Annotated in this window: 24 protein-coding genes and 1 other RNA gene; 12 read left to right on the top strand and 13 right to left on the bottom strand. The window is 35.3% G+C overall.

Features of this window, described 5'->3' with window-relative positions; translation table 11 throughout:
• Positions 1-339 carry a PadR family transcriptional regulator gene (locus RBG61_RS05945; RefSeq protein ID WP_307946707.1) on the bottom strand — a complete coding sequence of 113 codons (339 nt, stop codon included), beginning with the start codon at positions 337-339 and terminating at the stop codon, positions 1-3.
• A 175-nt stretch (positions 340-514) separates the two neighbouring features.
• Here RBG61_RS05945 and RBG61_RS05950 point away from each other — a divergent pair, with 175 nt between their 5' ends.
• From RBG61_RS05950 to RBG61_RS05965, 4 genes are all read left to right on the top strand, one after another.
• Positions 515-1,399: a tocopherol cyclase family protein gene (locus RBG61_RS05950; protein WP_307946710.1), complete on the top strand. Its 885-nt coding sequence runs from the start codon at positions 515-517 to the stop codon at positions 1,397-1,399.
• Positions 1,400-1,485: 86 nt separating this feature from the next.
• A complete protein-coding gene (locus RBG61_RS05955) occupies positions 1,486-2,448 on the top strand; it encodes a glycosyltransferase family 2 protein (RefSeq protein ID WP_307946711.1) in 963 nt (320 codons plus the stop codon).
• Positions 2,449-2,862: a GtrA family protein gene (locus tag RBG61_RS05960; RefSeq protein ID WP_307946713.1), complete on the top strand. Its 414-nt coding sequence runs from the start codon at positions 2,449-2,451 to the stop codon at positions 2,860-2,862.
• A 370-nt stretch (positions 2,863-3,232) separates the two neighbouring features.
• Positions 3,233-4,399 carry a hypothetical protein gene (locus RBG61_RS05965; RefSeq protein ID WP_307946714.1) on the top strand — a complete coding sequence of 389 codons (1,167 nt, stop codon included), beginning with the start codon at positions 3,233-3,235 and terminating at the stop codon, positions 4,397-4,399.
• A 135-nt stretch (positions 4,400-4,534) separates the two neighbouring features.
• Here RBG61_RS05965 and RBG61_RS05970 read toward each other — a convergent pair whose 3' ends face one another.
• Positions 4,535-5,221 (bottom strand): bactofilin family protein, encoded by a 687-nt coding sequence (locus RBG61_RS05970; RefSeq protein WP_307946715.1) that lies wholly within the window; start codon positions 5,219-5,221, stop codon positions 4,535-4,537.
• 244 nt (positions 5,222-5,465) lie between these two features.
• Here RBG61_RS05970 and RBG61_RS05975 point away from each other — a divergent pair, with 244 nt between their 5' ends.
• From RBG61_RS05975 to rnpB, 6 genes are all read left to right on the top strand, one after another.
• Positions 5,466-5,819 (top strand): hypothetical protein, encoded by a 354-nt coding sequence (locus tag RBG61_RS05975; RefSeq protein ID WP_307946718.1) that lies wholly within the window; start codon positions 5,466-5,468, stop codon positions 5,817-5,819.
• Between the two features lie 45 nt (positions 5,820-5,864).
• Positions 5,865-6,215, top strand: coding sequence for a hypothetical protein (locus tag RBG61_RS05980; protein ID WP_307946721.1), 351 nt, complete (start codon positions 5,865-5,867; stop codon positions 6,213-6,215).
• Between the two features lie 519 nt (positions 6,216-6,734).
• On the top strand, positions 6,735-8,675 hold the full coding sequence (gene thrS, locus RBG61_RS05985) for a threonine--tRNA ligase (RefSeq protein ID WP_307946722.1): 1,941 nt from the start codon (positions 6,735-6,737) through the stop codon (positions 8,673-8,675).
• A 394-nt stretch (positions 8,676-9,069) separates the two neighbouring features.
• The gene (locus tag RBG61_RS05990; RefSeq protein ID WP_307946724.1) at positions 9,070-9,717 is read left to right on the top strand and encodes a hypothetical protein; all 648 of its coding nucleotides are present in this window, start codon (positions 9,070-9,072) and stop codon (positions 9,715-9,717) included.
• Positions 9,718-9,906: 189 nt separating this feature from the next.
• Complete coding sequence (locus RBG61_RS05995; RefSeq protein WP_307946726.1) at positions 9,907-11,112, top strand: NAD(P)/FAD-dependent oxidoreductase; 1,206 nt, start codon at positions 9,907-9,909, stop codon at positions 11,110-11,112.
• A 53-nt stretch (positions 11,113-11,165) separates the two neighbouring features.
• Positions 11,166-11,549, top strand: an RNA gene (rnpB, locus tag RBG61_RS06000) — RNase P RNA component class A.
• A 48-nt stretch (positions 11,550-11,597) separates the two neighbouring features.
• On the opposite strand, the gene glmS is transcribed toward rnpB, so the two are convergent.
• Both glmS and RBG61_RS06010 read right to left on the bottom strand, forming a co-directional pair.
• Positions 11,598-13,418, bottom strand: coding sequence for a glutamine--fructose-6-phosphate transaminase (isomerizing) (gene glmS, locus RBG61_RS06005; protein WP_307946727.1), 1,821 nt, complete (start codon positions 13,416-13,418; stop codon positions 11,598-11,600).
• Between the two features lie 514 nt (positions 13,419-13,932).
• Entirely contained in the window at positions 13,933-14,652 is a 720-nt protein-coding gene (locus tag RBG61_RS06010) for a 5'-methylthioadenosine/S-adenosylhomocysteine nucleosidase (RefSeq protein WP_307946728.1), read from the bottom strand.
• Between the two features lie 404 nt (positions 14,653-15,056).
• Here RBG61_RS06010 and RBG61_RS06015 point away from each other — a divergent pair, with 404 nt between their 5' ends.
• Positions 15,057-15,734: an N-acetylmuramoyl-L-alanine amidase family protein gene (locus tag RBG61_RS06015; protein ID WP_307946730.1), complete on the top strand. Its 678-nt coding sequence runs from the start codon at positions 15,057-15,059 to the stop codon at positions 15,732-15,734.
• A gap of 81 nt (positions 15,735-15,815) precedes the next feature.
• On the opposite strand, the gene RBG61_RS06020 is transcribed toward RBG61_RS06015, so the two are convergent.
• The 3 genes from RBG61_RS06020 to dpsA all read right to left on the bottom strand — a co-directional run bounded on the left by RBG61_RS06020 (position 15,816) and on the right by dpsA (position 18,742).
• Positions 15,816-17,198: an FAD-dependent oxidoreductase gene (locus RBG61_RS06020; RefSeq protein WP_307946732.1), complete on the bottom strand. Its 1,383-nt coding sequence runs from the start codon at positions 17,196-17,198 to the stop codon at positions 15,816-15,818.
• A 76-nt stretch (positions 17,199-17,274) separates the two neighbouring features.
• Positions 17,275-17,865: a dipicolinate synthase subunit B gene (locus tag RBG61_RS06025; RefSeq protein ID WP_307946733.1), complete on the bottom strand. Its 591-nt coding sequence runs from the start codon at positions 17,863-17,865 to the stop codon at positions 17,275-17,277.
• Entirely contained in the window at positions 17,858-18,742 is an 885-nt protein-coding gene (dpsA, locus tag RBG61_RS06030; RefSeq protein WP_307946735.1) for a dipicolinate synthase subunit DpsA, read from the bottom strand. Before dpsA ends, RBG61_RS06025 begins: the two co-directional genes overlap by 8 nt.
• Before the next feature lie 203 nt (positions 18,743-18,945).
• Between dpsA and RBG61_RS06035 the strand changes: the two genes are divergently transcribed.
• Complete coding sequence (locus tag RBG61_RS06035; protein WP_307946736.1) at positions 18,946-20,355, top strand: MATE family efflux transporter; 1,410 nt, start codon at positions 18,946-18,948, stop codon at positions 20,353-20,355.
• Positions 20,356-20,407: 52 nt separating this feature from the next.
• On the opposite strand, the gene RBG61_RS06040 is transcribed toward RBG61_RS06035, so the two are convergent.
• The 6 genes from RBG61_RS06040 to RBG61_RS06065 form a co-directional block, all read right to left on the bottom strand.
• Positions 20,408-20,896, bottom strand: coding sequence for a late competence development ComFB family protein (locus tag RBG61_RS06040; RefSeq protein WP_307946739.1), 489 nt, complete (start codon positions 20,894-20,896; stop codon positions 20,408-20,410).
• Positions 20,897-20,937: 41 nt separating this feature from the next.
• Complete coding sequence (locus RBG61_RS06045; RefSeq protein ID WP_307946742.1) at positions 20,938-21,699, bottom strand: ParA family protein; 762 nt, start codon at positions 21,697-21,699, stop codon at positions 20,938-20,940.
• Between the two features lie 284 nt (positions 21,700-21,983).
• Positions 21,984-22,469: a chemotaxis protein CheD gene (locus RBG61_RS06050; protein ID WP_307946744.1), complete on the bottom strand. Its 486-nt coding sequence runs from the start codon at positions 22,467-22,469 to the stop codon at positions 21,984-21,986.
• On the bottom strand, positions 22,466-23,089 hold the full coding sequence (locus RBG61_RS06055; RefSeq protein ID WP_307946746.1) for a chemotaxis protein CheC: 624 nt from the start codon (positions 23,087-23,089) through the stop codon (positions 22,466-22,468). Before RBG61_RS06055 ends, RBG61_RS06050 begins: the two co-directional genes overlap by 4 nt.
• Before the next feature lie 63 nt (positions 23,090-23,152).
• Positions 23,153-24,661, bottom strand: a complete 1,509-nt coding sequence (locus RBG61_RS06060) for a DUF342 domain-containing protein (protein ID WP_307946748.1) — start codon at positions 24,659-24,661, stop codon at positions 23,153-23,155.
• A gap of 34 nt (positions 24,662-24,695) precedes the next feature.
• Entirely contained in the window at positions 24,696-25,397 is a 702-nt protein-coding gene (locus RBG61_RS06065; protein ID WP_307946751.1) for a flagellar hook-basal body protein, read from the bottom strand.
• Positions 25,398-25,405 lie beyond the last annotated feature (8 nt).

Below are 25,405 nucleotides of genomic sequence, written 5' to 3' on the forward strand. Positions count from 1 at the left end.
CTAGTCCTCCTCACAAAATTGGTTAATGCATGAAACAAACTTTTTCCATGTTGCTTCTTGCGATTTTAATACACACCGCCCTTTTGCAGTCGCTGTGTACATTTTTTTAGGAGCAGCACGCCCCTCGCTTGTTTGCCACTCAGCCACAATTAACTGATCATCCTCAAGTCGATACAAAATCGGATAGAGGGTGCCCTCTTTAATGGCTAAGATACCATTGCTTTGCTTGTCCATTTGAGTTAAGAGTTCATAGCCATAATTCGGTTGTTTGCAAATAAACCCCAAAACAACCATATCCAAAACTCCCTTTTTCAATTGCCGCTCAAAATGATTTTCCACTTTTTCACCTCCACATAGTATTTAGTATTACTAAATACTATTATATACAATGTATTATTAATGTCAATATGTTACTGTGATTTATTCATTTTTAATACCGTTGCTTTCTTTTTTCTCTGTTTGTTTCCTTTCTTTTTGGCTCATACTATAGTAAAACTGATAAAGGAGCGTTTCAATGAACTATTATCATGGTGAAAACAAACAATCTTCTTTCTTCGAAGGTTGGTACTTTAAACAACAAACTGAGAAACAAACGATAGCCATTATCTCCAGTGTTCACTACACCAAGCACGGTAACCAATACGCAATGATACAAGTGATTACCAATACCCACTCTTATCAAATTCGATATGATTATTCGGAATTTGAAGCTATGAAGAATAAACTGCACATTCGAATTGGCGGCAATCTCTTTTGCCAAAGTGGAGTATTGTTAAAAATAAAAACAACACAGCTTGAGCTGCATGGAAAAGTATATTTTGATGACTTTACCCCACCTAAATATGATATCATGGGGCCGTTCGCCCATGTTCCTTTCTTGGAATGTCATCATGGCATCATAAGTATGCAGCATCGCCTAACAGGTAAGCTGTATCTGAATGGAGAAGAAATATCATTTGCTAATGGAACAGGATATATTGAAACTGATTGGGGACGCTCATTTCCCAAAGGCTACACTTGGACACAATGCAACCGCTTTGAAACGGATTGTTCTGTCATGGCGGCAATAGCCAATATTCCTATGTTTGGAACATCTTTTCAAGGATGTATTGCGAATGTGGTTTATCAAGGAAAAGAATATCGATTTGCAACCTATCTTGGAGTTAAAGTATTAAAGGTTACGGAAAACAACTTGATTTTACAACAAGGAAATTACCAACTGGTCATTACTGTTTTACAAAAAGCTTCGCATCCTCTTCTTGCACCTCAATACGGTCATATGGAACGCACAATACATGAAAGCGCTTCTTGTATCGCAAGGTATGAGCTATATGAATCACGACACCAAATTTTTTCATTAAACAGTAATCAAGCAAGCTATGAATATGTAGCACCATAATAAAAAGATTTACCCTATTTCATTTACATTTTGGCCTAGTAAATGTATAATAAAATAAATCACAATTTGGAATAGGATGGTTTTAAATGGATCAAATTTTGTATGTTGTTATCCCTTGTTATAATGAAGAAGAAGTATTGCCCGAAACAGCAAAACGAATGAAAGAAAAAATGAACGCTTTAATCGAGTGTAAAAAAATTTTACCACAAAGTCGTATTGTTTTTGTCAATGACGGTTCAAAAGACAAAACGTGGGAAATGATATCTGCCCTTCATCAAGAGGACAAGCTTTATAGCGGAATTAACCTCAGCCGCAACCGTGGTCATCAAAATGCGTTACTCTCCGGTTTAATGACAGCGAAAGATTACGCTGATATGGTCATTTCCATGGACGCTGATTTACAAGATGACATCAACGCAATTGATGCCATGGTAGATAAATATCTTGCAGGATGCGACATTGTATATGGTGTACGAAGTAAGCGAACAACAGACACCTTTTTCAAACGTTTTACCGCCGAGGCTTTTTATCGGTTAATGAATTCACTCGGTGCAAATACCGTATTCAACCATGCCGATTACCGCTTGATGAGTAAACGTGCATTGGAAGGCTTAGCCGAATTCAAGGAAGTAAACCTCTTTTTAAGAGGAATTGTTCCAATGATAGGATATCCATCTGATATTGTGACTTATGAACGGAGTGAGCGATTTGCAGGTGAAAGCAAATATCCGCTTAAAAAAATGCTTGCTTTTGCAATGGAGGGCATTACCTCTTTAAGCACAAAACCTATTCGCTTGATTACCGGTCTTGGCTTTACTGTTTTTATGGTTAGTATCATAATGTTAATCTATGCACTTGTTAGCTTTTTTTCAGGTCATACTGTAGCAGGTTGGTCAAGTGTCATGATTAGTATTTGGGCTATTGGTGGATTGCTTCTTCTTTCTATTGGCGTTATTGGTGAATATATCGGCAAGATTTATTTGGAAAGCAAAGCTCGTCCTCGCTTTATTATTAAAGAGTTTTTAAATAACGATGATAAGGAGCAATAAATGAGTAAGTTTTTTGACATCAAGTTAATTAAATTTGTTCTGGTAGGAGTTCTCAACACCCTGTTTAGCATGGTCATCATGTTTTTATTATATAACCTATTCCATTTTGGCTATTGGGGATCTTCCTCAGTGTCCTACATATTAGGCAGTATTTTAAGCTTTGTTCTCAATAAGAGCTTTACCTTCCAAAACAAGGATTCAATTTGGAAAACGGCTTTGAAATTCAGTATTAACGTTGCAATTTGCTATTTATTGGCTTATTCGTTAGCACAACCACTGATGAAACTGTTGTTAAGCGATATGCATTTAAAAACCTCATGGGTTGAGCAAATTTCAATGCTATTTGGAATGGTTTTATTCACGTTACTCAATTATATTGGTCAGCGTTTCTTTGCTTTCAAGGAAAAGAAATAAGTATATATTTTTCGAACTACAAAAAGGTGATATTATGCGATTTTATTCAAAATTGCCGTCGTTTTGTACTACGGCAATTCATTTTTTGTTTGGCATCTTTCTTTGCTTTATTATTATTTTTAACTGCTTTTCTCCTCTGGCACCGAAAGACTACTTTCTTTCATTCACTATAGGAATTGTAATTTGTCTATTTTGGTTTTCACTTTTTTCACAGTTTTTCTTCAATATAAATCATATAAAAATGAAAACTTTGCTGATAGTCTTGACTATCTTGTGTTTGGTTGTGAAGCTCTCATGGATAACGCTATATCAAATCAAACCCTATGTTGATTATAAAGCATTTTATGATACAGCAAACAGAGCAAGTAAATTGTTTTTTTTAGAGGATACCCGCTATACACAGCTTTTCCCCCATATTTTTGGCTATTCTTCATTTCTAAGCATCTTTTTTCGTATTTTTGGTGCCAATCAGGCAATCCCACCGCTTATTAATGTTATATTATCTGTTCTTTCAATGATTCTGGTATTCTATATCGGACTCAAGCTTTCGGGTATTCGCATGGCTTTTATTGCAAGTTTATTGTGGGTTTTGTTTCCTTCGCAAACAACATATAATATGTTTGTTCTTTCTGAACCCCTTTATACAACAGAACTTCTTGCCATATGTGCACTCATTCTATATATAGAAGAAAATTTTAAAAACCTTTCTATCATTCAAATTTTTATTTCCTCATTCATTCTCTCATTACTGTTGGTGCTTATGAATCAATCAAGGCCAATAGCTGCAATTCCTTTAATTACCCTATTCATTATTGTTTTTATTACTAAAATGGGTAATTTCAGTTGCAAAAATATACTTCTGCGTAAAATACTATTTTTTATAATCGTATTCGTTAGCTATTGCATATTAATGGCCTTATCAAATAAATACGTAGAACTTCGTCTTGGAGGAGCATGCGGATTCACTCCGGGATATAATATATATGTAGGTTTTAATGAAGAGTCAAACGGTAGATGGAACCTACATGACAGTTTATTATTATTTCATTATAGTGACCTTCCAGGGTGGTCTGCGGCTGAAGCACAAGACCAAATGTTCAAACTAGCAATGGACAGAATTCGAAACCCTAAAATAGACTTTTTATCTTTATTTCTCAATAAATTTATTATTCTATGGGGAGATGATTCTGCGGCTATTAGCTATGCTTCTCCTATTTTCCCAATCGAAAAAAACAGATCAATCTTAGCTATACTAAATAATGCTTTTTATTATTGCCTTATCATATTGTCTATCGTTGGCGTTTTCCTTACTTACAAGAAGAAAGAACATTCAAGATTCACTCTAATTTCGCTTTTCTTTATTGGTTTAACGCTCTCTCAATTATTAGTGGAAGTTGCACCACGCTATCATTATTCCGGTACTATTGCATTTGTTCTGTTTGCCGCATCTGGGCTTTCCCATATAAAAGCTATGCCTGTCATTGCTACTCTCAATTCAAATGATTATAATGAATCGGCCATTGAAAACAGTCTTTAAATAATAACCTTATTTTATTCATCCCATAAAACCATCATTTTGCGTTTTATGGGATGTTTTTATTACATAAAACAAAAAACCCGAGGAAGCCCTCGAGTTTTACATATTATTATGTATAAATGAAACGAATTGCAATTAGAAGCTTCCGCCTTCAGGTTTTGATTTACCGATTGTAACCATACCATAAATGACTGCACCTTCAGAAACTGAAATACTAGATGCTTTAATGTCGCCATATACAACAGCATTATCTAATAATTCAATATTCTCTTTTGCAACGATATTACCTTCTACTGTACCAACAATTGTAGCACGTCCGGTTAATAGATTACCTTTTAGCTTTGTAGCAGCATGAATTACTGTTTTTGATTCACAGTTAATATCGCCTGTTAATTCTTCACAAGAGATATCTACATCATGACCTGAAATATTTCCTTCTACTCTGCCTTTAATCATTACTTTACCTTTAGAAATAATATCACCATTAACAATACCTTCAACAATAATATTTTCTCTAGTTTGCACGCCACCGTTAATTACTGTTGCTTTTGAAATTGAAGTGGTTGCTAAAACTTCATTTGTAGCAGTAGTTGTTGCAGTTGCAGCTGCGGTAGTACTTTGTCCAAAAGAATAGCTTGTTGCAGGCTCGCTACGCATTGTATTAGCAGCTGAAGTTGGTTCTGCAGTTGCAGTATTCATTGGAACAAATTCGAAATCATCGTCTTCATCAGCCATATCTTCATCGCCTTCTTTTTCTTTGTAAGAAAAACCTGTTAGCTCTTTTAACAAAGCTCTTTTAAAGTTATTATCTTGATTTTTCATAAGTCACCTTCTATCCTTTAAATAGTAAATTTGTTCTAGGATATTTAACTTTAGTTTATCATACCATTATATAAATGTCAAATATTATTACAATTAAAATGTCGAATCTCTACTTTTTTTCTACATATTATGAATAATTTTCTATTTTGCGTGTTATTGCCACAACAACTCGCATTCAATTTAGTTTGACAATATATGGGCAATTTTGTATAATGAAGAAAATAGCATAAATGGAGGCTTTTATATGGCAATATGTCTTACCTGTAACCAAGAATATGCAGATGAGTTATCGACTTGCCCAAACTGCAAAGAGAAAGAACATATTACTCCACAAAAAGAAAACCGATTTACTTTTGATGTTATTTGCACAATTCTTTCGATCATCGTTTTATTTACTACAGGCTTTATCACATTTATGACAATCTTTTGGGATTTTATGATAGGAATAACTTCTGTCATGTGCGGATTGCTATTATCAACCCTTCTTTACGGACTGGGAAGAATAATAAACGCATTAAATCGCCAAGCCGATTCCTTAAAAGTAATCGAAGAAATACTTCTATCTCAAAATCAAAACAATTCTAATGGAAATCGCTGAAATAACCTTTTATGTGTTCATTATTAAGAAACAGAGGCGATCTATATGGCTTTATGCCCTACTTGTAACCAAGAATATGCAGATGAGTTATCGACTTGCCCAAACTGTGCTTTACAAAATTCGAGACAGCAAGAAGCAAAAAAAGAAGAAGCTGATTCTATGCAAAAATTAACAGCCATATCGGCAATTGCTTTGGTTTCTTTTATATTGTTTTCAGTTCTTTTAAAGAATTATATCTTTGCATTACTCATTGTTATCTTTGGCGGTTTACTAGCACTTTTATATTGGCAACTTTCTAAGATATTGAAAGCCATAAACCACCAAACGGAATGTTTAAAAAGTATGCAAGAAATACTCCTTTCTCAAAATCAAAACAATTCTAACGGAAATCGCTAAAATAACCTTTTATGTTATCATCTTACTGGGAATTTTGAATATCACTTGACGAACACTTAAAACAGTGCTATCATAAAATATATTATTAAAAATCGTTGATAAGGGACGTTTTCGTCTACTCATTCAATTCAGAGAGAAAGCATCATCGGCTGAAAATGCTTTTATTGAACAGAAGAAAATTACCACCCTTTGAGTATACGGCAACCTATTAGGAATAACCGTATCGGGAGCTAAACTGCCCGTTATTGCAGTTTAATACTACTTTGCGTTAAAACCTCTTTTGAATTTTTAAAAAACCACATAAACGAAAGCTTTTTTAAAAATGATGAATGTTGTTTTAAACGCAAATAAGTATAATGAGTTGGTCTGAATTTTTATCAGGCAATTTGGGTGGAATCGTGGAGCGATACGCTTCATCCCTATTTGATGGGATGAGGTGTTTTTTTATGCCCTTTCCCATGACCACATCTTAATAGACATCCATATATAATGGAAAATCCAATGAAAGGAAGAAATATTATGATTAACGTAACACTAAAAGACGGCGTAGTAAAGGAGTTTGAAAACAATACTACTGTTGCTGAAATTGCAAAATCTTTAGGCTCCGGACTTTATAAAGCAGCTTGTGCTTGTCTTGTTGACGGCGAGCTAAAAGACCTACGTACAGAACTAAATGCAGACTGTGAGGTCGCTATTCTAACCTTTGATGATAAGGATGGAAGAAAAACATTCTGGCACACTGCATCACACTTATTGGCACAAGCAGTAAAACGTCTTTATCCAAATGCAAAACTTGCAATCGGCCCTGCAATTGATAATGGCTTCTACTATGACTTTGATGTTGAAAAGCCATTTTCACCTGCTGATTTAGATAAAATCGAAGCTGAGATGAAAAAAATTGTTAAAGAAGGCTTAGAGCTAACGAAAATGGAGCTTTCTCCAGAAGAAGCAATCAAGCTATTAGAAGAAAAAGGCGAGGTTTACAAAGTAGAACTTGCGAAAGAACACGCAGATAAAGGCGAGCCAATCAGTTTCTATAAACAAGGCGATTTTATTGATCTTTGTGCCGGCCCTCACTTGATGAGCGTTTCTGCACTAAAAGCTGTAAAGCTAACACAATGTACCGGTGCATATTGGAGAGCAGACGCAACAAAAGCACAATTAGCTCGTGTTTACGGAACTGCATTTCCAAAGGCTTCTCAATTAGAAGAACACTTAACCAGAATGGAAGAAGCAAAAAAACGTGACCACAACAAACTAGGTCGTGAATTAGAATTATTCACAACTTCTGATTTAATTGGTCAAGGTTTGCCTATCCTTCTACCAAAAGGTGCTCGTATCATTCAATTATTACAACGTTTTGTTGAAGACGAAGAACAAAAGAGAGGCTGGCAATTAACCAAAACTCCTTTGATGGCTAAAAGCGATTTATACAAGGTTTCCGGTCACTGGGATCATTACAAAGATGGTATGTTCGTTTTAGGTGACGAAGAAAAAGACGATGAGGTTTTCGCACTTCGCCCGATGACTTGCCCATTCCAATATCAAGCTTTCTTAAACAGAGGTCGTTCTTATCGTGATTTACCGATGCGTTTAAACGAAACCTCAACATTGTTCAGAAACGAAGCTTCAGGTGAAATGCACGGTTTAATTCGTGTTCGCCAATTTACAATTTCCGAAGGTCACTTAATGTGTACACCTGCCCAATTAGAAGATGAATTCAAGGGCTGTTTGGAACTTGCAATTTATATGTTAAAAACATTAGGTCTTTATGAAGATGTTTCTTATCGTTTTTCAATGTGGGACCCTAACGACAAAGAAAAATATATCGGTACAAAAGAGCAATGGGATGAAGCACAAGGCGTTATGCGAAATATTTTAGAGCATCTTCGAATTCCATACGAAGAGGGTATCGGTGAGGCTGCATTCTATGGTCCAAAACTTGATATTCAAATTAAGAATGTTCATGGAAAAGAAGATACTTTGATTACCATTCAAATTGACCAACTTCTAGCTGAAAAATTCGGCATGGAATATGTTGACACAGATGGCGTAAAGAAAAACCCATATATTATCCACAGAACCTCTCTTGGCTGTTATGAACGTACTCTTGCATTGTTAATCGAGAAATATGCAGGTGCATTCCCATTATGGTTAGCTCCTGTTCAAGCTAAGATATTACCAATCGGTGAAAGACAACACGCTTATGCAAACGAGCTTATGCGTAAACTCCAAAACGTTGGTATTCGTGTAGAGCTTGATGATAGAAACGAAAAAATCGGTTATAAAATCCGTGAAGCACAGCTTGAAAAAGTTCCTTATATGTTTGTTCTTGGCGACAAAGAAGTAGAAGCAGAAACTGTTGGCGTTCGCTCTCGTAAAGATGGAGACCAAGGTCAAATGGAAGTTGACGATTTAATCGTAAAATTACTACAAGAAATTGCATCAAAAGCAAGATAATAACGAAAAGTCAGGACAAAAAAGTCCTGACTTTTTTTGTAGTTCTTTGTGTTTACATCCTATTGTGTATGTAGTAAGATAAAGATAATATCAGTAATTCTCTTTGCCCTCTTTTAAAAAGAGGGCGGCACGCAGTGGGCGATAGATGATTTTCTCGCTAATAGGTGGATGCTATCAATATCATTAACTTAAGGAAAATTTTTATTGCAAAACAACCCTCTCAGTCACCTGGGAGAAGCCTTGCCTCTCCTTTAGGAGAGGTGTCGACGGAAGTCGACGGGAGAGGTTGGGTTAGCACTAACTTTGCCCATAAGTTAACGACATCGACATGCTATCCGCCCCTACCAATATCCTGCATCATTTTATCAATATAAAATTATTATGGAGGTATGTTATGAAAAAGCACAAAATTATATTAATTGTAGCAGGGATTCTTTTAGTTATCGGCCTTTTGACTGGTCTGTATCTATATGTAGTAAGTGCACGTACAACAGGTAATAAAAAACCTGTCATCTACCTCTACCCCGAGCAAGAAACCAATGTTCAAGTAAAGCTGGATTACAGCGGCGAGCTCACTTGCACTTATCCACCATATAACAACGGTTGGAATGTACTTGCCAAACCAAATGGAACGATAATAAACCAGGCTGACGGGAAAGAATACTCATATCTCTTTTGGGAAGGCAAAAGCAAATCGAAATACGATATGAGGAAAGGGTTTGTTGTGAAAGGTGAAGAGACTGCAACATTCTTACAAGAAAAATTAGCATACCTCGGATTAACTCCAAAAGAGTATAACGAATTTATCGTATTTTGGTTACCGATTTTGCAAGAGAATCCATATAACTTGATTACATTCCAAGAAGAAGCATATACAAATTCTGCGAAACTAACCATTACTCCAAAACCTGATAGCGTATTGCGTGTATTCATGGCATACAAACCATTATCAAAACCAATTGAAATAGAGGAGCAACCACTCACCCAGTTTGAGCGCAAAGGATTTTCAGTTATTGAGTGGGGCGGCGGAGAAGTAAAGTAATAAAATTTTTTAAAAACAAATCAGAAATAGATGTATATTTATCAAAATTGCATATTTTAACAATCTACGAACATACTAAAGCATATAAACGAAAAAAGCCTGGTTTGAAACTATATTTCAAACAGCGTTTTGTCCCATTTTTGCTACAAAAATAGTAAAAACGGCACAAAACAGAAAGGAATTGTTACTATGCAATGTAATTGTAACGAAATAAAAAATACATCTTTATTTGCTGATTTAAACGAAGTACCTTGCCAATACCCTTGGTTAAGCTATAACGAGACTTGTGAAGTTGTAGTCATTGGCGGAGGAATTACGGGTGCATTCTGTCTTTATGATTTAAACAAGTGTGGAATAGATGCTATTTTAGTAAGCCAAAAACCAATTGGCTACTCCTCTTCTTGTGTTTCTAGCTCAGCATTACAATATCAAAATGAGATTATGCTGACTGAACTAAGCAAAAGTGTTGGAAAAGATCAAGCACTCTATTATTTCCGTCAATGTAATGATGCCTTAAATGAAATAGAGCAGCTTTCTATTGACTTAAATAATTTTGATTTTGCAAGAAGAGATGGCTTTTTATATACAGATTCTGCTGATAAAATTGATAAACTGCATACCGAGTATCTCATGAGAAGGCATAATGGATTTGATGTTGAATTCTTAGAAAAAGCTGATGCAAGAGATTATTTTTCTTTTGATATTCAAGCAGGTATCCTTGCAAAGAACCTTGCCGGAGAAGTAGATGGATATAAGCTTTGCCATGCTCTTGTTGAGAAAGCAGAAGATCTCGGTGCACGTATTTACGAAAATACTACTATTGTCTCCATCGAAAATGAAGATAATGAAGTAGTACTTACTACTTCATACGGTAAAACGATTCATGCAAAGAAAGTAGTAATGGCAATCGGTTACCGACAAGAATCTTATCTATCAAAAGAAATTTTCAAAAAAACTTCGTTTTCATTAGCAACACAACCGGTTTCTCATTTTTCCGGATATCAATCAAGAGCTATTTTAAAAAACATGGATAAGAACATTCATATTCGAACAACCGCTGACAATCGCATTATCATTAGCGGCTTAGATTGTTCTTTGATGAATAAGCAAGGTCGTATTGGAAAAGTAATTGGAATTGATAAATTAGTGGAACGAAAATATCGTGAGCTAGAGCTATTGTTAGATGACATGTTTGTTGCAATTGATGATTTGCAAATTGCATACCGCTATGACGGTCAATATCCGCAAAGCGAAGATTTACTTCCTTTCATTGGCGAATATGAGGATTATCCAAATATTCTTTTTGCAGTTCCAACCTCTCAAAATGGAATTTTATATGCAAAAATAATTTCCAAAATGATTGCAGAAAGTTTATGTGACGCTGAGGAAAAATAACTGGAAACTGAACACCTTGACAGAACACAAGAACTAAGCTAAAATAATACTTGCGAGTAAACTGTATCGTAGCGCAAGATTTTCTTGCGAGGAAAGTCCGAGCATCATAGGACAGGATAGCTGTTAACGGCAGCCGGAGGCGACTCTAGGGCTAGTGCAACAGAAAGATACCGCCTGATGATTCAGGTAAGGATGGAAAGGCGAGGTAAGAGCTCACCAGCATATACGAGAGTATGTGGCTATGTAAACCCTATCCGATGCAACACCGACTAAGATGTTATCGTTGGTCCGACGGTCTTGACGGGTGGCAGTAAGCAAAGTTTTTAACTTCGTTAAAAACCGCTTCGAGCATATAGGCAACTATGTGCAAAGATAGATTACGATACAACATTGATTTTCAATGTGGACAGAACTCGGCTTATAGGTTTAGTCGCAATTATGAAAAAACTCCCCTTGTCGGGGAGTTTTTTGTTTTAATGTAAAGGTTATTCTACTGTTACGGATTTTGCAAGATTCCTTGGTTTATCAACATCACATCCACGAAGTACAGCAGTAAAATAAGCAAATAGTTGTAGCGGTATTACTCCCAAAAGTGGCATAAATATTTCATCCACACTAGGCAAACGTAATAGATACCTTGCAACCTCTTCATTCACCGAAAAGCTTTCATTTACAATCAATAAAACCTTTGCACCACGTGTTGTTACTTCTTTTATATTACTGATTGTTTTTTCAAACAAATGAGCTTGCGTAGCAATTGCAATTACAGGAACATTATCTGTAATCAACGAAATGGTTCCATGTTTTAATTCTCCTGCAGCATAAGCTTCACTATGAATATATGAAATCTCTTTCAGCTTTAATGAGCCTTCTTGTGAAAGAGCATAATCTATTCCACGCCCTAAGAAAAATAAGTCATTTGCATTTTGAAAACGAGATGCATAATATTTGCATTTTTCAGAATGCTCCAATATCTCGTTTACTTTTTCGGGAATCATTTGCAGCATTTTGCAATACTCTGCTATACTTTCTTTTAATACCGTTTCTTTCACCAGTGCAAGTTTGAATGCGAACAAATACATAATTGACATTTGCACTGTATATGCCTTTGTACTTGCAACTGCAATTTCCGGCCCAGCCCAAGTATAAATTACACTATCTGCTTCACGAGCAATAGAAGAACCAACAACATTTACAATTGCCAAAGTGTGTACTCCTGCTTGCTTTGCAAGTCGTAAAGCTGCTAATGTATCAGCTGTTTCTCCTGATTGCGAAATAATAATGACCAAATCATTTTGATTGATAATGGGATTGCTATACCGAAATTCAGAAGCAATTACGCAGTCCGTTTGCACTCTGCATAGCTTTTCGATTACGTTTTTACCTATTAAACCAGCATGCATTGCAGTTCCACAAGCAACAATATGAATCTTTTGAACGCTTTTTAAAAAGCTGTCTGTAAGTGTTTCTACTCCTAAATCAGGTAAACCGTTCTTTATTCTTGGAGAAACGGTTTTCCGCAAAGCCTCGGGTTGTTCAAATATTTCTTTTAACATAAAATGAGGGTATCCACCCTTTTCTGCTGACTCAATATCCCAATCAGCAGTAAAAATATCTTTTGAAACAGGCTCTTGATCTAAATTAACAATCGAAACGTTTTCTCTTGTTATTGTTGCAATTTCATTTTCTTCTATTAAGTAATAATTTTTTGTATACTTTAAAATTGCAGGAATATCCGATGCGATATAATTTTCATTTTCCCCAATCCCAATAATCAGCGGACTATCTTTTCTTACTGCATAGATTTGATTTGGATAATCATGAAAAATAATTCCTAATGCATATGAACCTTTTAATACAGTAATTACTTTTTTGATTGCTTCAAATGGATTGCCTTTATAATAATAATCAATCATCTTTGCAATAATTTCCGTATCGGTTTCTGATTCAAATTCATAGCCTTTACGAATAAGCTTTGCTTTTAATTCTAAATAATTTTCAATAATACCGTTATGGACAATGGATACGTTTTTATTTCCATGAGGATGTGAATTCACATCAGATGGCTCTCCATGAGTTGCCCATCTTGTATGACCTATTCCACAGGTGCCTTTCGGACGATACTCTTTTTCCATTTTCTCTTCTAAATCGTCAAGCCTTCCTTTGGCTTTCACTACCTTAATGTCTGTTCCTTCAAAAATAGCAACACCTGAGGAATCATAACCTCGATACTCCAACTTTCTTAATCCGTCCACTAATACTGTAGCCGAATCTTTGTCACCTACATAGCCGACAATTCCACACATAAAAAATCTCCTTTTTATTTTATTATGTACAAAAAGAAAATTTTATTGATATATATGTATTTTAGCATACAACAACAAAGGCATAATGAAATATCCATTATGCTTCGTTTGCTATTTCAATAACACTAATTCACCCTTTTGTCTAACGCATTGCTCCGTTTCTTTGTAGGTGCTTTCGACTGTGTCAGCCGTTGATGCATCCGCCGAATTTTCGATAACATCAATCCTCGTCAACCTGTATGCATACTCATTTCATTTAAAATCATTAAAGAATAATTGCAAAGATAATTAGTATTACAGGTTCTGGCGCTTTCTTATATTTTCTAATTGTACATTCGCTATTATATCATTATATTCGATGCTTATACAAGAAGTATCTTATTCCAATTATTTAGCATAAATAGCTTTTGTATAACTGTATAGCTTATCTATTCAGCTGCAAAAAAGCTTCCCTTTAAGGGAAGCTCAGCTTATATTTTGCAATCATTTACTTTATCAAAAGTCGAAGCTTCTCTTATTGACAAGTTTTTTGCTTAGTTTCACTCATTAAATTTTCGATTAAAGTAATTGCTACTCTACAAGCTGCATCATTTGCTTTACATTGATTTGCATCAAACATTTTTGCAGCATTATTATCTGCTGTATTTGAGATACCTTTTACACAAACAAATGGAATATTACTTGAATTAGCAACTTCTCCGATACAACCTACTTCGCAATCTACAAAATCGCCGCAGAAAGTACATCGTATTGCTTTCGCTTTTACTGTATTGGATACAAACATATCGGCTGTACAAAATCTACCTGTTGTAAATTGATATTCATTTGTTCTACAAGCATTCTGTGCCGCTTTTATCATGTTGCTATTCGCACACGTTGTTCCGCAACGTGTTCCAGGAAGTACGGTTACGGGGCAGCCGATTGCGCTAAAATCTACATCATATTGCAATGCATTTGATGAAATTGCCATCGTCCCCGGTGGTGCATTATTTCCTATTAAAGATCCGCAATTTCCAACACCAATTATTTGGGTTATTGGATAGTTTCCTAAAACAACGCCAATACCTCTTCCTACATTTACTTTTCCATAGCCAATAACTGCGACAATGACACTGTTACCACTCAGTAACGTTTCATAGATTGTTATACCATCTTTTTTACAAACTTTAAATATTTGAGCCGTTTTCAACAGCATCTTTACTTCTTGCTCTTCTGTGCCAAAAACACAAATCATTATGTAACCTCTTTTCTATTACTTGATTGCTTCATTATATGCAGTAAAATCAGAAATTGGAAGTAACAAAAAAATATCCGTAACAACAATTCTTTAGGTGGTTGCATAATTAGAATTATTATTTAAAAACCAATCAAATCCGTTTTAAAGGAAATATATACCTGTTAAATTCAGCTACAATGATACGAAAACGATACAAAATTGATGCATTTATCTTGTATCATGAATTTGCAAACCCAATCTAGTAGTTTTTAGGAGTGATGAAAGTGGTAAACAGGAACGAACATTTACAAAATAGGCGTCCCCTATCCAGAAAATATATCAAAAAGAAAAATAGACATAGATTTTTATTATTAAGTATTTGTATTATAGTCTCAGCAATAACTCTTTTGGTTTCTTCTTGTATGAAAATCTACAAAGCCAATAGCTTAGCCCAAAACAAGCCTGCTCCCATTACCCAATCTCAAAAGAAAACCGTTTCTGCTGTAAAAACATCAAATGCACCATTATCAGGCAAAAGAATCGTTGTCGATGCAGGGCATGGTGGAAAAGATCCCGGAACAATCAGCCCAAATAATAAAACCTATGAAGCAAATCTAAATTTAATGATAGCCTATAAGCTAAAAGATGCCCTCGAAAAAATGGGTGTTGAAGTTATTATGACAAGAACAAAAGAAATTACACAGAAATTAGGAACCAACACTAAGTTAGAATTAGAAAACCGTGGAAATATGATTGAAAAAGCAAATGCTGACATGGTACTCAGCGTTCATCAAAATTTTAATGAAGATAATAGCCAGATAAGTGGTGTTCAAATAATATGTAGAACTGAACAGTCAGTTGCTTTAGCGGATTTTTTACAAAAAGCTTTTAATAAAGAGCTAAATAAAAGATTAAATTACATTAAAGATAAATATATTTTATTAGCATATGGCCAACAACCAAGCGTTATTGTTGAATGCGGATTTTTATCAAACCCACAAGAAGAACAACTATTAACAACAGACAAATATCAGCAGCGCTTAATTGATATATTGATTAAGCAAGTGAAATTATATTTTCAACAAGATAATATTACATAGATATCATCGTTCTCTTTATATAAAACTCACTTAGCATGCTACCTCGCAATCGGAAAAAGCTCCCCTTTTGGGGAGCTTTTTCTATCTTAAATCAGAACCGTATGTAATCATTTTCTCTCGAACAATTGCGCCATCTACTTGGTTTGCTGCTTTGTTTTCCTTTGCTCCAATTGCAGCACCGATTCCTACTGCTTCCCCCATATAACGGCATGTGTGTTGTACTCGTACAGTGGATTGCACATAAAAATCAAACCCTGCACAGCGACCTGCAACAAGCAAGTTATCAATACCCTTTACAATCAAGCTTCGATATGGAATAGTGAAGTACTGTTCATTTAACGGTAAAGACTTATTATACGATTTTTGAGTCAGTGCTTCATCTTTTGCTCCGTGAATATCAATTTCATAATCACTCATAGCTATTGCATCTGGGTATTTTGTGTAATTCATAACATCATCAATACCTAATTGATATTCTGTTACGATATTACGACTTTCACGAACACCCAACATTGGAGCAATTTGTCCAATAGAGCTATTTTCAAATCCAGGAATAAACTTTTGAAAGCAAGTTGCCAAGCGCACAATGGATTGCTTGCCTTCTATGGATTTCTTGGTCATATAAATAGGATCAATTGCATTTTTGCTATCTCCCAGTTCCGGACAGTTAAAACTGATTGCTGTTGGATTACCCGGCATAGAAAACAATTGAACATAATGAATATCTTGCTCTGTTACATATCCTTCTTTGCATTTTTCTTCTAAAACTCGATCAAGCGTTTTGCTCAAGTTACCTCGATATGTTGAAAGCAATGGAGGACGAGTATATCCGTCTGCTTGTCCACCTTGCTCGAGAAATTCACCAAAGCGATTCATATCAACGCCCACCATCTCAAAGCGAAGTGATACCGATTGATTCTTTCCGTTTTGATTGCCTTTTGTATAGCCTGCTCCAACCAAAACCGCTAAATCTCCATCTCCTGTACAATCAATAAATTGTTTTGCCGTAATTGCCTCTAGTCCTGCCTTATTTGTTACAATTATGGCTTTTATCTTTTGTTCATCCATAACCGCATCTACAAATGAAGTATGATAAAGCAAATCACAACCGTTTTCTATTGCTAATTCTTCAAGTTCGACTTTTAACATCTCTGTATCAAACCAGCTGCTGTTGTTGCCATCATACTTATGAGCAAAGCCCTTTGCTTGTAAACGCAAGCGGATTTCTTTGCTAATTGAGCTTTCTGCATTTCCCTCTTTCATACCCTCAGGCATAATTGGTGTAACCAATGCCATAGTTTGGCTACCGCCTAAGCACCCATAACGTTCCACAATGAGTGCTTTTGCACCTTCTCTTGCTGCTGCAATTCCCGCAATTGCACCAGCTGTTCCACCGCCCAATATCACTACATCATATTCATAACGGACTGGAATTTCTTTTTTGGACATAAAAATAGTACTCAAAGTTATCCCCACTTTCTGGTTATAGTAAATTAACTTATGAGTACCAGTATATTTTTATAATAGTATTTTGTCAATGCTATTCTTCGTTTAAATATGGTCCAAGTATCATTGGCTCTATTTGTTTGCCGTTTTGCGCTGCCTCTAACGTTTTTTCAATATCACAAAACCTTGCAACTAAAGAGCATGGTTTGATTTTATGGTTATCTTGACCCATTGGAACAAAATACATATATTTTAAGCTTTGTAATATTCCAATATTTTTTGCGCTCCCACTTAACGCATCATTTGAGGATACTGCTAATACAACGGGTAGATGATTGCGCAAATGGCTTTTAACCGCCATAGTAACAGGGGTATCAGTAATCGAATTTGCTAGTTTTGCCAAAGTGTTTCCTGTACAAGGTGACACCAACATAATATCGGTCATATGCGTTGGTCCAATTGGCTCAGCATCTTCAATTGTACGGATTACTGGCTTTTTACAAATTGACTCCATTTCGGCAATAAAATCTGCTGCTTTTCCAAATCGAGTGTTGATTGAAGCTGCATTAAAGGACATGATTGGTTGAATATCATACTTTTTTGAAAGCTCTCGCATTATTTCAATATTTTGTTTAAATGTGCAAAAAGAGCCGCAAAAGCAATAGCCTAACTTTATTTTAGTCAAGATGTATCCTCCTCTCAGCCTCAACGTTTTGGATTGTTTCATAAATAATTTTTCCTGCAGATACTGGCGCTACTTTTCCTGGAAGTGAAAGTGCCCAAATTGTTTTTAATCCCATTTCTCTTGCAATTGTAAAATCTATTCCACCCGGTTTTGATGCTAAATCAATCAACAAACAGTTTTCATCAACCTTTGATAAAATCTCTTCATTTAATACCATTGCTGGTACAGTATTGATTACAACATCTTGATTTAAAATATGGGATGCAATATCATGCGTTGAAATTGCTTTTGCTCCGGCTATTTCAATCCAAGCATAATCTGAATACTTTCTTGCACTCACCGTTACCTTTGCACCCATGGCAATTAAACGTGGCGTCAATACTTTTGTAATTCTGCCATTACCAATCAACAGACAGCGTGTTCCATAAACGGTAGTTGGCAGCTCTTCCATCAAAATTTGGATGGTACCTTCCGCAGTAGGAACAGCATTTAACACTGCTAACTCTTCACGATCCAAATAATCTAAATACCAAAGCTTTTTCTCTTCTAAATGCTGCTTCATATTTAAGGATAGCTTACCGCCATATACAGCGGTTTTTTCATCTGCTAAACACAGTACATCATCTATCAATAAATTTTTACTACTAAAAGGACAGTTTATTGTGTTATTATCAAGACTTGCTGGCATTGGTAATATTATGTAGTCAAAAGCTACATTTTTCATAATCAATTCATCCACAGTAGTCTTTAAATGAGAAATTCCACTTCCTTGTTCAAGCCCGACACAGAACACTTTATTATTTTTATCAAAAAGCTTTGCTAAGGACATTTGCCTTAAATCGCCACCTGCTACTAATATTGTTTTGTTTTGAATCATAATAACTACTCCTTTTTCAATAGTAACCCGTATATTCTAATCACATTACATCTTATGAAAACAGCAGGTTATGGGTTCATTATTTTTAACGTTTTTTTATTGGTAAATGATATAACAAATTGTCTAAATTCCTTTACTTTTACTAAATTGGTCTATATAATGAAATGATAGATATAAATATAGAATAAAGATGGGATATGCTTATGAAACCTTTTACGAAATTTAAAAGTCAAAATGAAGAAACACGTCTTTCTCATTTTCTAACCAATCAATTAGGGAGCAAGCATTTTACATATAAACAAATACTTTCAATGCTTGTCCCTTTAATATTAGATCAGTTTTTTATCTTTTTTATTGGTACCCTTACTACGTTTATGATTAGTGCTTCCGGCGAAGACTCTGTAGCTGCGGTAACACTTGTAGGTCCAATTACTTTTTTAATTGTGGCGTTGTTTTCTTCTGTTAGTGCAGGAGGCACAGTTATAGTTGCCCAATATAAAGGAAAAGGCGACGAAAAGCAAATGCGCAGAGCCGCAGGTCAAGTTGTATTAACCACTTTTCTTGTTGCAACCATTGGAAGCTTGATTTTAATTTTGTTTGCTGAACCAATCATCAATACCCTGTTTCATAGTGCCGACCCCACTGTTAAATTAAAAGCAAAAAACTATATGATAGGAATTTGCTTATCCAATCCTGCATTTTCTATTTTCAATGGTATATTTAACGTTTTACGTGGTGTGGGTGACACAAAAACCTGCTTACGTTTAACAATCGTCATAAACGTCATCCACTTATTTGCAAGCTATTTGTTTATCAACATTTGCAAACTCGATATTCTTGGAACGGCAATCTCTTTGAATCTTGCTCGCTTTATTGGATGTGCTATTGCTTTATATTTGATATTACGACCTAACGACATCTTAACTTTAAAATTAAAAGATATGTTTCAGTTCCGTTGGTCAATACAAAAAGCAATTATTAAAATTGGTATTCCGTTTTCGTTGGAACAAGTTTTCTTTAACTTAGGAAGAATGTTAACCCAAGTTTATATGATTCAATTAGGTCAATCTGCAATTGCTGCTGATGCAATTGCTTCATCTGGTTCTAACTTATTTTATAGTGCAGGATTTGCTGTTGCAACATTAGCAATCACTGTTGTCGGCCAATGTATTGGTGCGGGAGATATCAAGCAAGCCAAAAAATACGGCAAAAAGCTAATTGGACTTGGAACAGTTTGTATGCTAATCAGCGTAGCAGTTTTATATCCGTTTATGCCGTTGATTATAAAGCTATCCAACCCATCTGCTACCATCATCCCAATGATTCACCAAGCTATGTTAATCGGTGTCATTGCAATTCCATTTTTCTGGTCATCATCTTATGTTATGCCAAGCGTTCTACGTGCAGGCGGTGACGCAGGATTTACTTCTATCGTTTCATTGGTTATTATGTGGATTGCTCGTGTTGCTTTAGGTTATATTCTTGCTATTACATTAGGCTTAGGTTTAAATGGAATGTGGATTAGCATGGGTGTTGAATGGGCAGCTCGTGCAATTATATTCCAAATTCGATTTAAAGGCGATAAATGGCATAAGAAGAATTTAATCGCTTAATAACTATAATAAAATAGAGCCCTAGTTTTCTTTTGAAAACTAGGGCTCTATTTTAATGTCTCGGTTTTTTACGAACGGTTAAAATTGCTTTTAAGATTGCCGAAGTTACTTGCAATCCAAGCTTCTCATTTTTCTCTAATAAGCTGTCAATTTCATCATTGGTGCAAACCACATATAGTGGGGGAAGATTATTTAGCGTAAGCGCGACAATATCCTTTTTGCATCGGTCACATCGACAACAGTTCATCTTTTTCAATGCAATTTCCAATCGATTCATTACTAATCGTTCCGTTACATTATATAAAATGGATTCACCGGGATTTTCGTTAATCCATTTAATCTCTTTATTTTGAAATAAAGCTGCCCCGTTTTGTGCTACAGCTTTTTCAAGCTTTTGCGATTCATTGATTTCTTGAATTTGATTTTGGGATTCCTTATCTTCGGGTTCTTCCGAAGATTGTTTTGATGCTGACGGCATTATTTTTTTATACATCAGTTCTTTATCAAAAGCCTTTTTCACTTTTGCCATTTCAGAATTCACGCCTTTCTCATTGGCACATTTTCTAATCAATAGCTAGAATACTAAATACCAACAGATAACATTTCCTCAACAAGCGATTTATAATCCATAACCGCATTGTTATTTGGAGCATATTCATAAATACTTTGTTGATTTGTTTGTGCTTCCATAATTGCTACACTAGAACGTATTGTGCTCACAAACAGATGCGTATGCAATTCTTGTGCAATCAGCTGAGCTGTGCCCAAGATATCCTTACTCAACACCGTATTTTTATTAAACTTGGTTAATACAATTCCCTCAAGCTTAAGGTTGGGATTACAATAATTGCGCACTTTATCCACCGTTTCGGATAATTGTGCGATACCTTGCAAACTAAAAATATCCGCATTCATAGGTATAATAATACCATTTGCTGCTGTAAACGCATTTACGGTTAATATACTCAATGCGGGTGGGGTATCAATTAAAATATAATCATATTTTGAAGTGAGGGTAGCAAGCGCTTCTTTTAATAAATATTCTCTTCCTGTTTGGGTAAATTCAAGCTCAACGCCACTTAATAATATGTTTGAAGATATAATGTCAAAAACACCTGCTCTTTGAATTGCAAACAAAGGCTTAACATCGCCCTTTAATACATCATATATTGTTGCACAATCTTCAGAACACGCACCTACACTAAAAGAAAGATTGGATTGCGGGTCTAAGTCAACACAAAGCACACGGTTTCCTTTTTCTTTTAAGCCTGCTGCAATGGCACAAGTAGTAGTGGTTTTCCCCACACCGCCCTTTTGATTGGCGAATGCAATTATTTTAGCCATCTATATGACACTCCCCTAATTTGGATTTCTATTACAGTATAGTATAACATAAATAAATATAAATGAAAAGGGATTTAGCCTTCAAAGGTGAATTATGCTATTTTATAGCATAACCCAGAAGTAGATTACTTCTGGGTTTGATTTTTATATGAAAGAAGTTTTTAATTTCTATTTCGCTCTAGTATGATACATTCCAATGCAACAATACATCGATAGTAGCCGTACGCTCCCAAATTTTCAACAAAACCGATACGAAAGTGTGGATAACTTTGTATCGGCATATCTTATAATATTTTTGTTTCACGATTAAATGATTTGACTTCAACCGCTCCGGTATCGACATGAAAATATACTGTTCGTCCAAAATTCAACCCTGTATCCTCTGCGTATAATTGGATGCGATTTTCTTGCAAAACCTTTTTCACTGCTTCAATATTGCGTGCGCCAATATTTCCAAAGCTTGAATCTCCTGAAACCTCAAACATTTTTGCTCCACCAACAATTTTTGCTTTCAACCTTGTTTTTTGACATTGATAACCCTGCAGCTTTTCCAACATATGCGGAATACAAGTATCAGCATATTTATTTACGTTCTTTTCATTTTTAATATCCGGACAATTAGGTAGCATAATATGGCCTAATGCGCCAATTTTTAAAATAGGTTCGTATAAACAAATTCCTATGCATGATCCTAATGCAAAAGTTACTAACGTATTTGGTGCTGTTGTGATATTCATATCTGAAATGCCAATTGTAATTATCTCACTCATAACTCAATACCCAATCTTGTCATCATAATATTTAAGGATTCTAACGTAGGAACCAGTAGGATATTTGATGAGACGGATTGGTCTAAATCCAATAAAACGCCTTCAATAAAAATAATCTGATCTGATGCCGGAGAAAGTTCGATTGCAGGAACAGCTAAAAGTGCACCAACCATATCTACCGCTACTGCAGGAACGGAAATGTTAATGTTAAGTCCTGTTAGGGAAGAGATTGCATTGATATATGATGCCGTTAATATATTGCCTATTTCTGAAACTGCAGAAAGTTCCATTTCACTAAGTCCTTTTAAAAACGAAACATGCTCGCCCATTAACTTTTCAATAATATCTCCAACAAATTTTTCTTCAATTAAAAACATCATAATGCCTTCAATATCGCCAATAAACTTTGCTAAGATACCCACCATTACGTTTTCCGGGCCGCCCAATAAACTACCTGCATCTTTAATATCTAATATTTTCACCTTTGGAACCGACATATCAACAGGTAAGTTTAACATTTCGGAAAGAGAAGTAGCTGCATTGCCTGCTCCAATATTTCCTATTTCTTTTAAAACGTCAATATGCATTTCATTGAGTTGCTCTAAGTTGTTAATTTTCATATTGCCCTCTCCAAATATATAAAATTTCTACCACCATAGTTCATAGTTAGCTTATACTGCACACTATAGCTTCTCTGACGGAAGAATTTGCCCTGCTGTTAAATCATGTCCATCGGCGTAAAATTTCGTATTACTATATTCCTCGGAAATATTCATATATAAATATCCGATGTTAATTTTAGTACCAATATACACTTTTTTTAATGCAATAACTTTAAATGCATATGGTCGATTCATTTCCTCTTGCGCTTTTTCAAGTTCTTTTTGTAATTCAATAATTTCACCGGCTACTTTATTCTTTTCCATCATTGCTTGCTTCAAATCTTGCTTTGCTTGTGGATCGCCCATACTCCGAGATAATAAACGAATATTATCTTGCAACTGCTGTTGCACATATTGTTTGCCGTTTATCTTAGATTGAACTTGCTCTAAATTTTTTCTTAATCGAATAAAATCAGGAGTCATACATTCTCTAATTTCGTCGCTGTCTAGTATAATAATTGTTTGCACATTGGTTGACGCACCAATATAGGAAGCATAAATCATAACACCCGCTTGACATACACCACCTATTATGCTTGCTTTGCTTCCTTTTAATATAACAGAGCCTTTTGCATTCGTATTGCTATTTAACAATACATCTGCATAAACATCTCCATCACATTCAACGCTTGTATTCTCTATGTACTTACTGATAATATTGCCCTTAGCTTGCAGCTTACCGATACCCATTCCGTTCATACCACTCATAATGTTGATATTTCCTTCGGCGATTAAAGTAGCACCTTCCACAATACCTTTTACAGTAATATCTTTTTTTGATTTAACGGTAAAACCTTCTCTAACATCGCCTTGAACAATAACGGAACCCACGCTGTCTATATTTCCAACTGCGCTGTTCACATCGCCCTTGATAATATAAACATCATTCACACATACCAGTTTACCTCGTAATTCTACTGATCCATCTATTTCTGCTAAAACAGACATTCGATCTTCAGATAAAACTGTGTGTGTTCCCGGATGTACTTCACCGGGAATACCTTGCCTAAACGGAATAGGTTCTCCAAAGATGTTCATACCATCTACACCATCTATAGCAGGTGTTGCCGTACACAATACATCACCTTTATTTACGTTTTGTACTGTACCTAATTCCTTATAGTCAACAATACCATTCTCATTTTCTTTTAAACGAATGGATTCATCCGTTTTAAAAGAATAGGTAATCGTTCCGTTTTTCCCATCAATTGGAGCAATGCCTCGTGCGGCTGTCAATTCACTATAGAACAATCGTTTTTCACAAAAGTTTTGAATCGCCTCAGTATCTATACCATATGTAATGCCTTGCTCGTTTAAAACATTTTGTATGTCTTCTACAGCGACTGTTTGCCTTTGGTCTACAAGTTTTACTCGAATATAGGCAACAAGATTATCACTAGATACCCTCAAGTTAATTTCGGGTGGGGCAAGTTGTTGCAACTGTTCTTGTAACCTCTCCGCTTCACTCTTAGGCGACAGTTCAGAATTTTCAGTTGTGTTGTTTGGGTTCGATTCATTATAGTCCGCCATTGAAATTCAACTCTTTTCCAATATTATGATTGTTTTATCTTAATGCATTAACTGTTTGCATTATTTCATCTGAAATTTGCACTATTCTTGTATTTAACTGAAATGCGCGTTGTACCTCAATCATATCTACCATAGATTGCGTTAAATCTACGTTTGAATTTTCCAAGCAACCCCTTGTTGGAACAATATCTTTGTTTTGTTGTGCTGCGCCTGAAGCGGCAGTTGGTTTAAAAAATAATCCGCCCTCTATTTCCAATCCACCATTATTTGCAAATGTATACACACCTATATCATGGTTATCTTCTTCATTCTTCACTTCAATTCGTTGCCCTTTAGAGTTTAAAACAAATCCGCCTTGTGCGCCAGTTAAGTAAAACTTATCCCCAGCTTTTGTCAACTCAAAGTTACCACAGCGGGAATATTGAATGCCATTTGCTGTTTCTAATGCAAAAAAGCCATTATCAGATGGAATCGCATAATCTAACAGTCTTCCTGTATTTTGGTAAGCTCCTTGTTGGTGCAAAACATCTGTTTTTAAAAGCTTTGTGCCATGACCTACCTTTAAATTGCTATCTCCTTGTGCCTGACGAAGATTGGTATAAACCAAATCAGCAAAAGTTGTTTTGGAAGTTTTATAGCCGGATGTAGAAACGTTTGCAATATTGTTTGCAACAACATCAAGTCCTGTTTGCAATTGAACAGCTCCTGTTGAAGCAGTATAGAATGCAGTAATCATAAATAACT

Origin of the sequence: Paludicola sp. MB14-C6 (assembly GCF_030908625.1) — a bacterium.
GTDB lineage: Bacteria > Bacillota > Clostridia > Oscillospirales > Ruminococcaceae > Paludihabitans.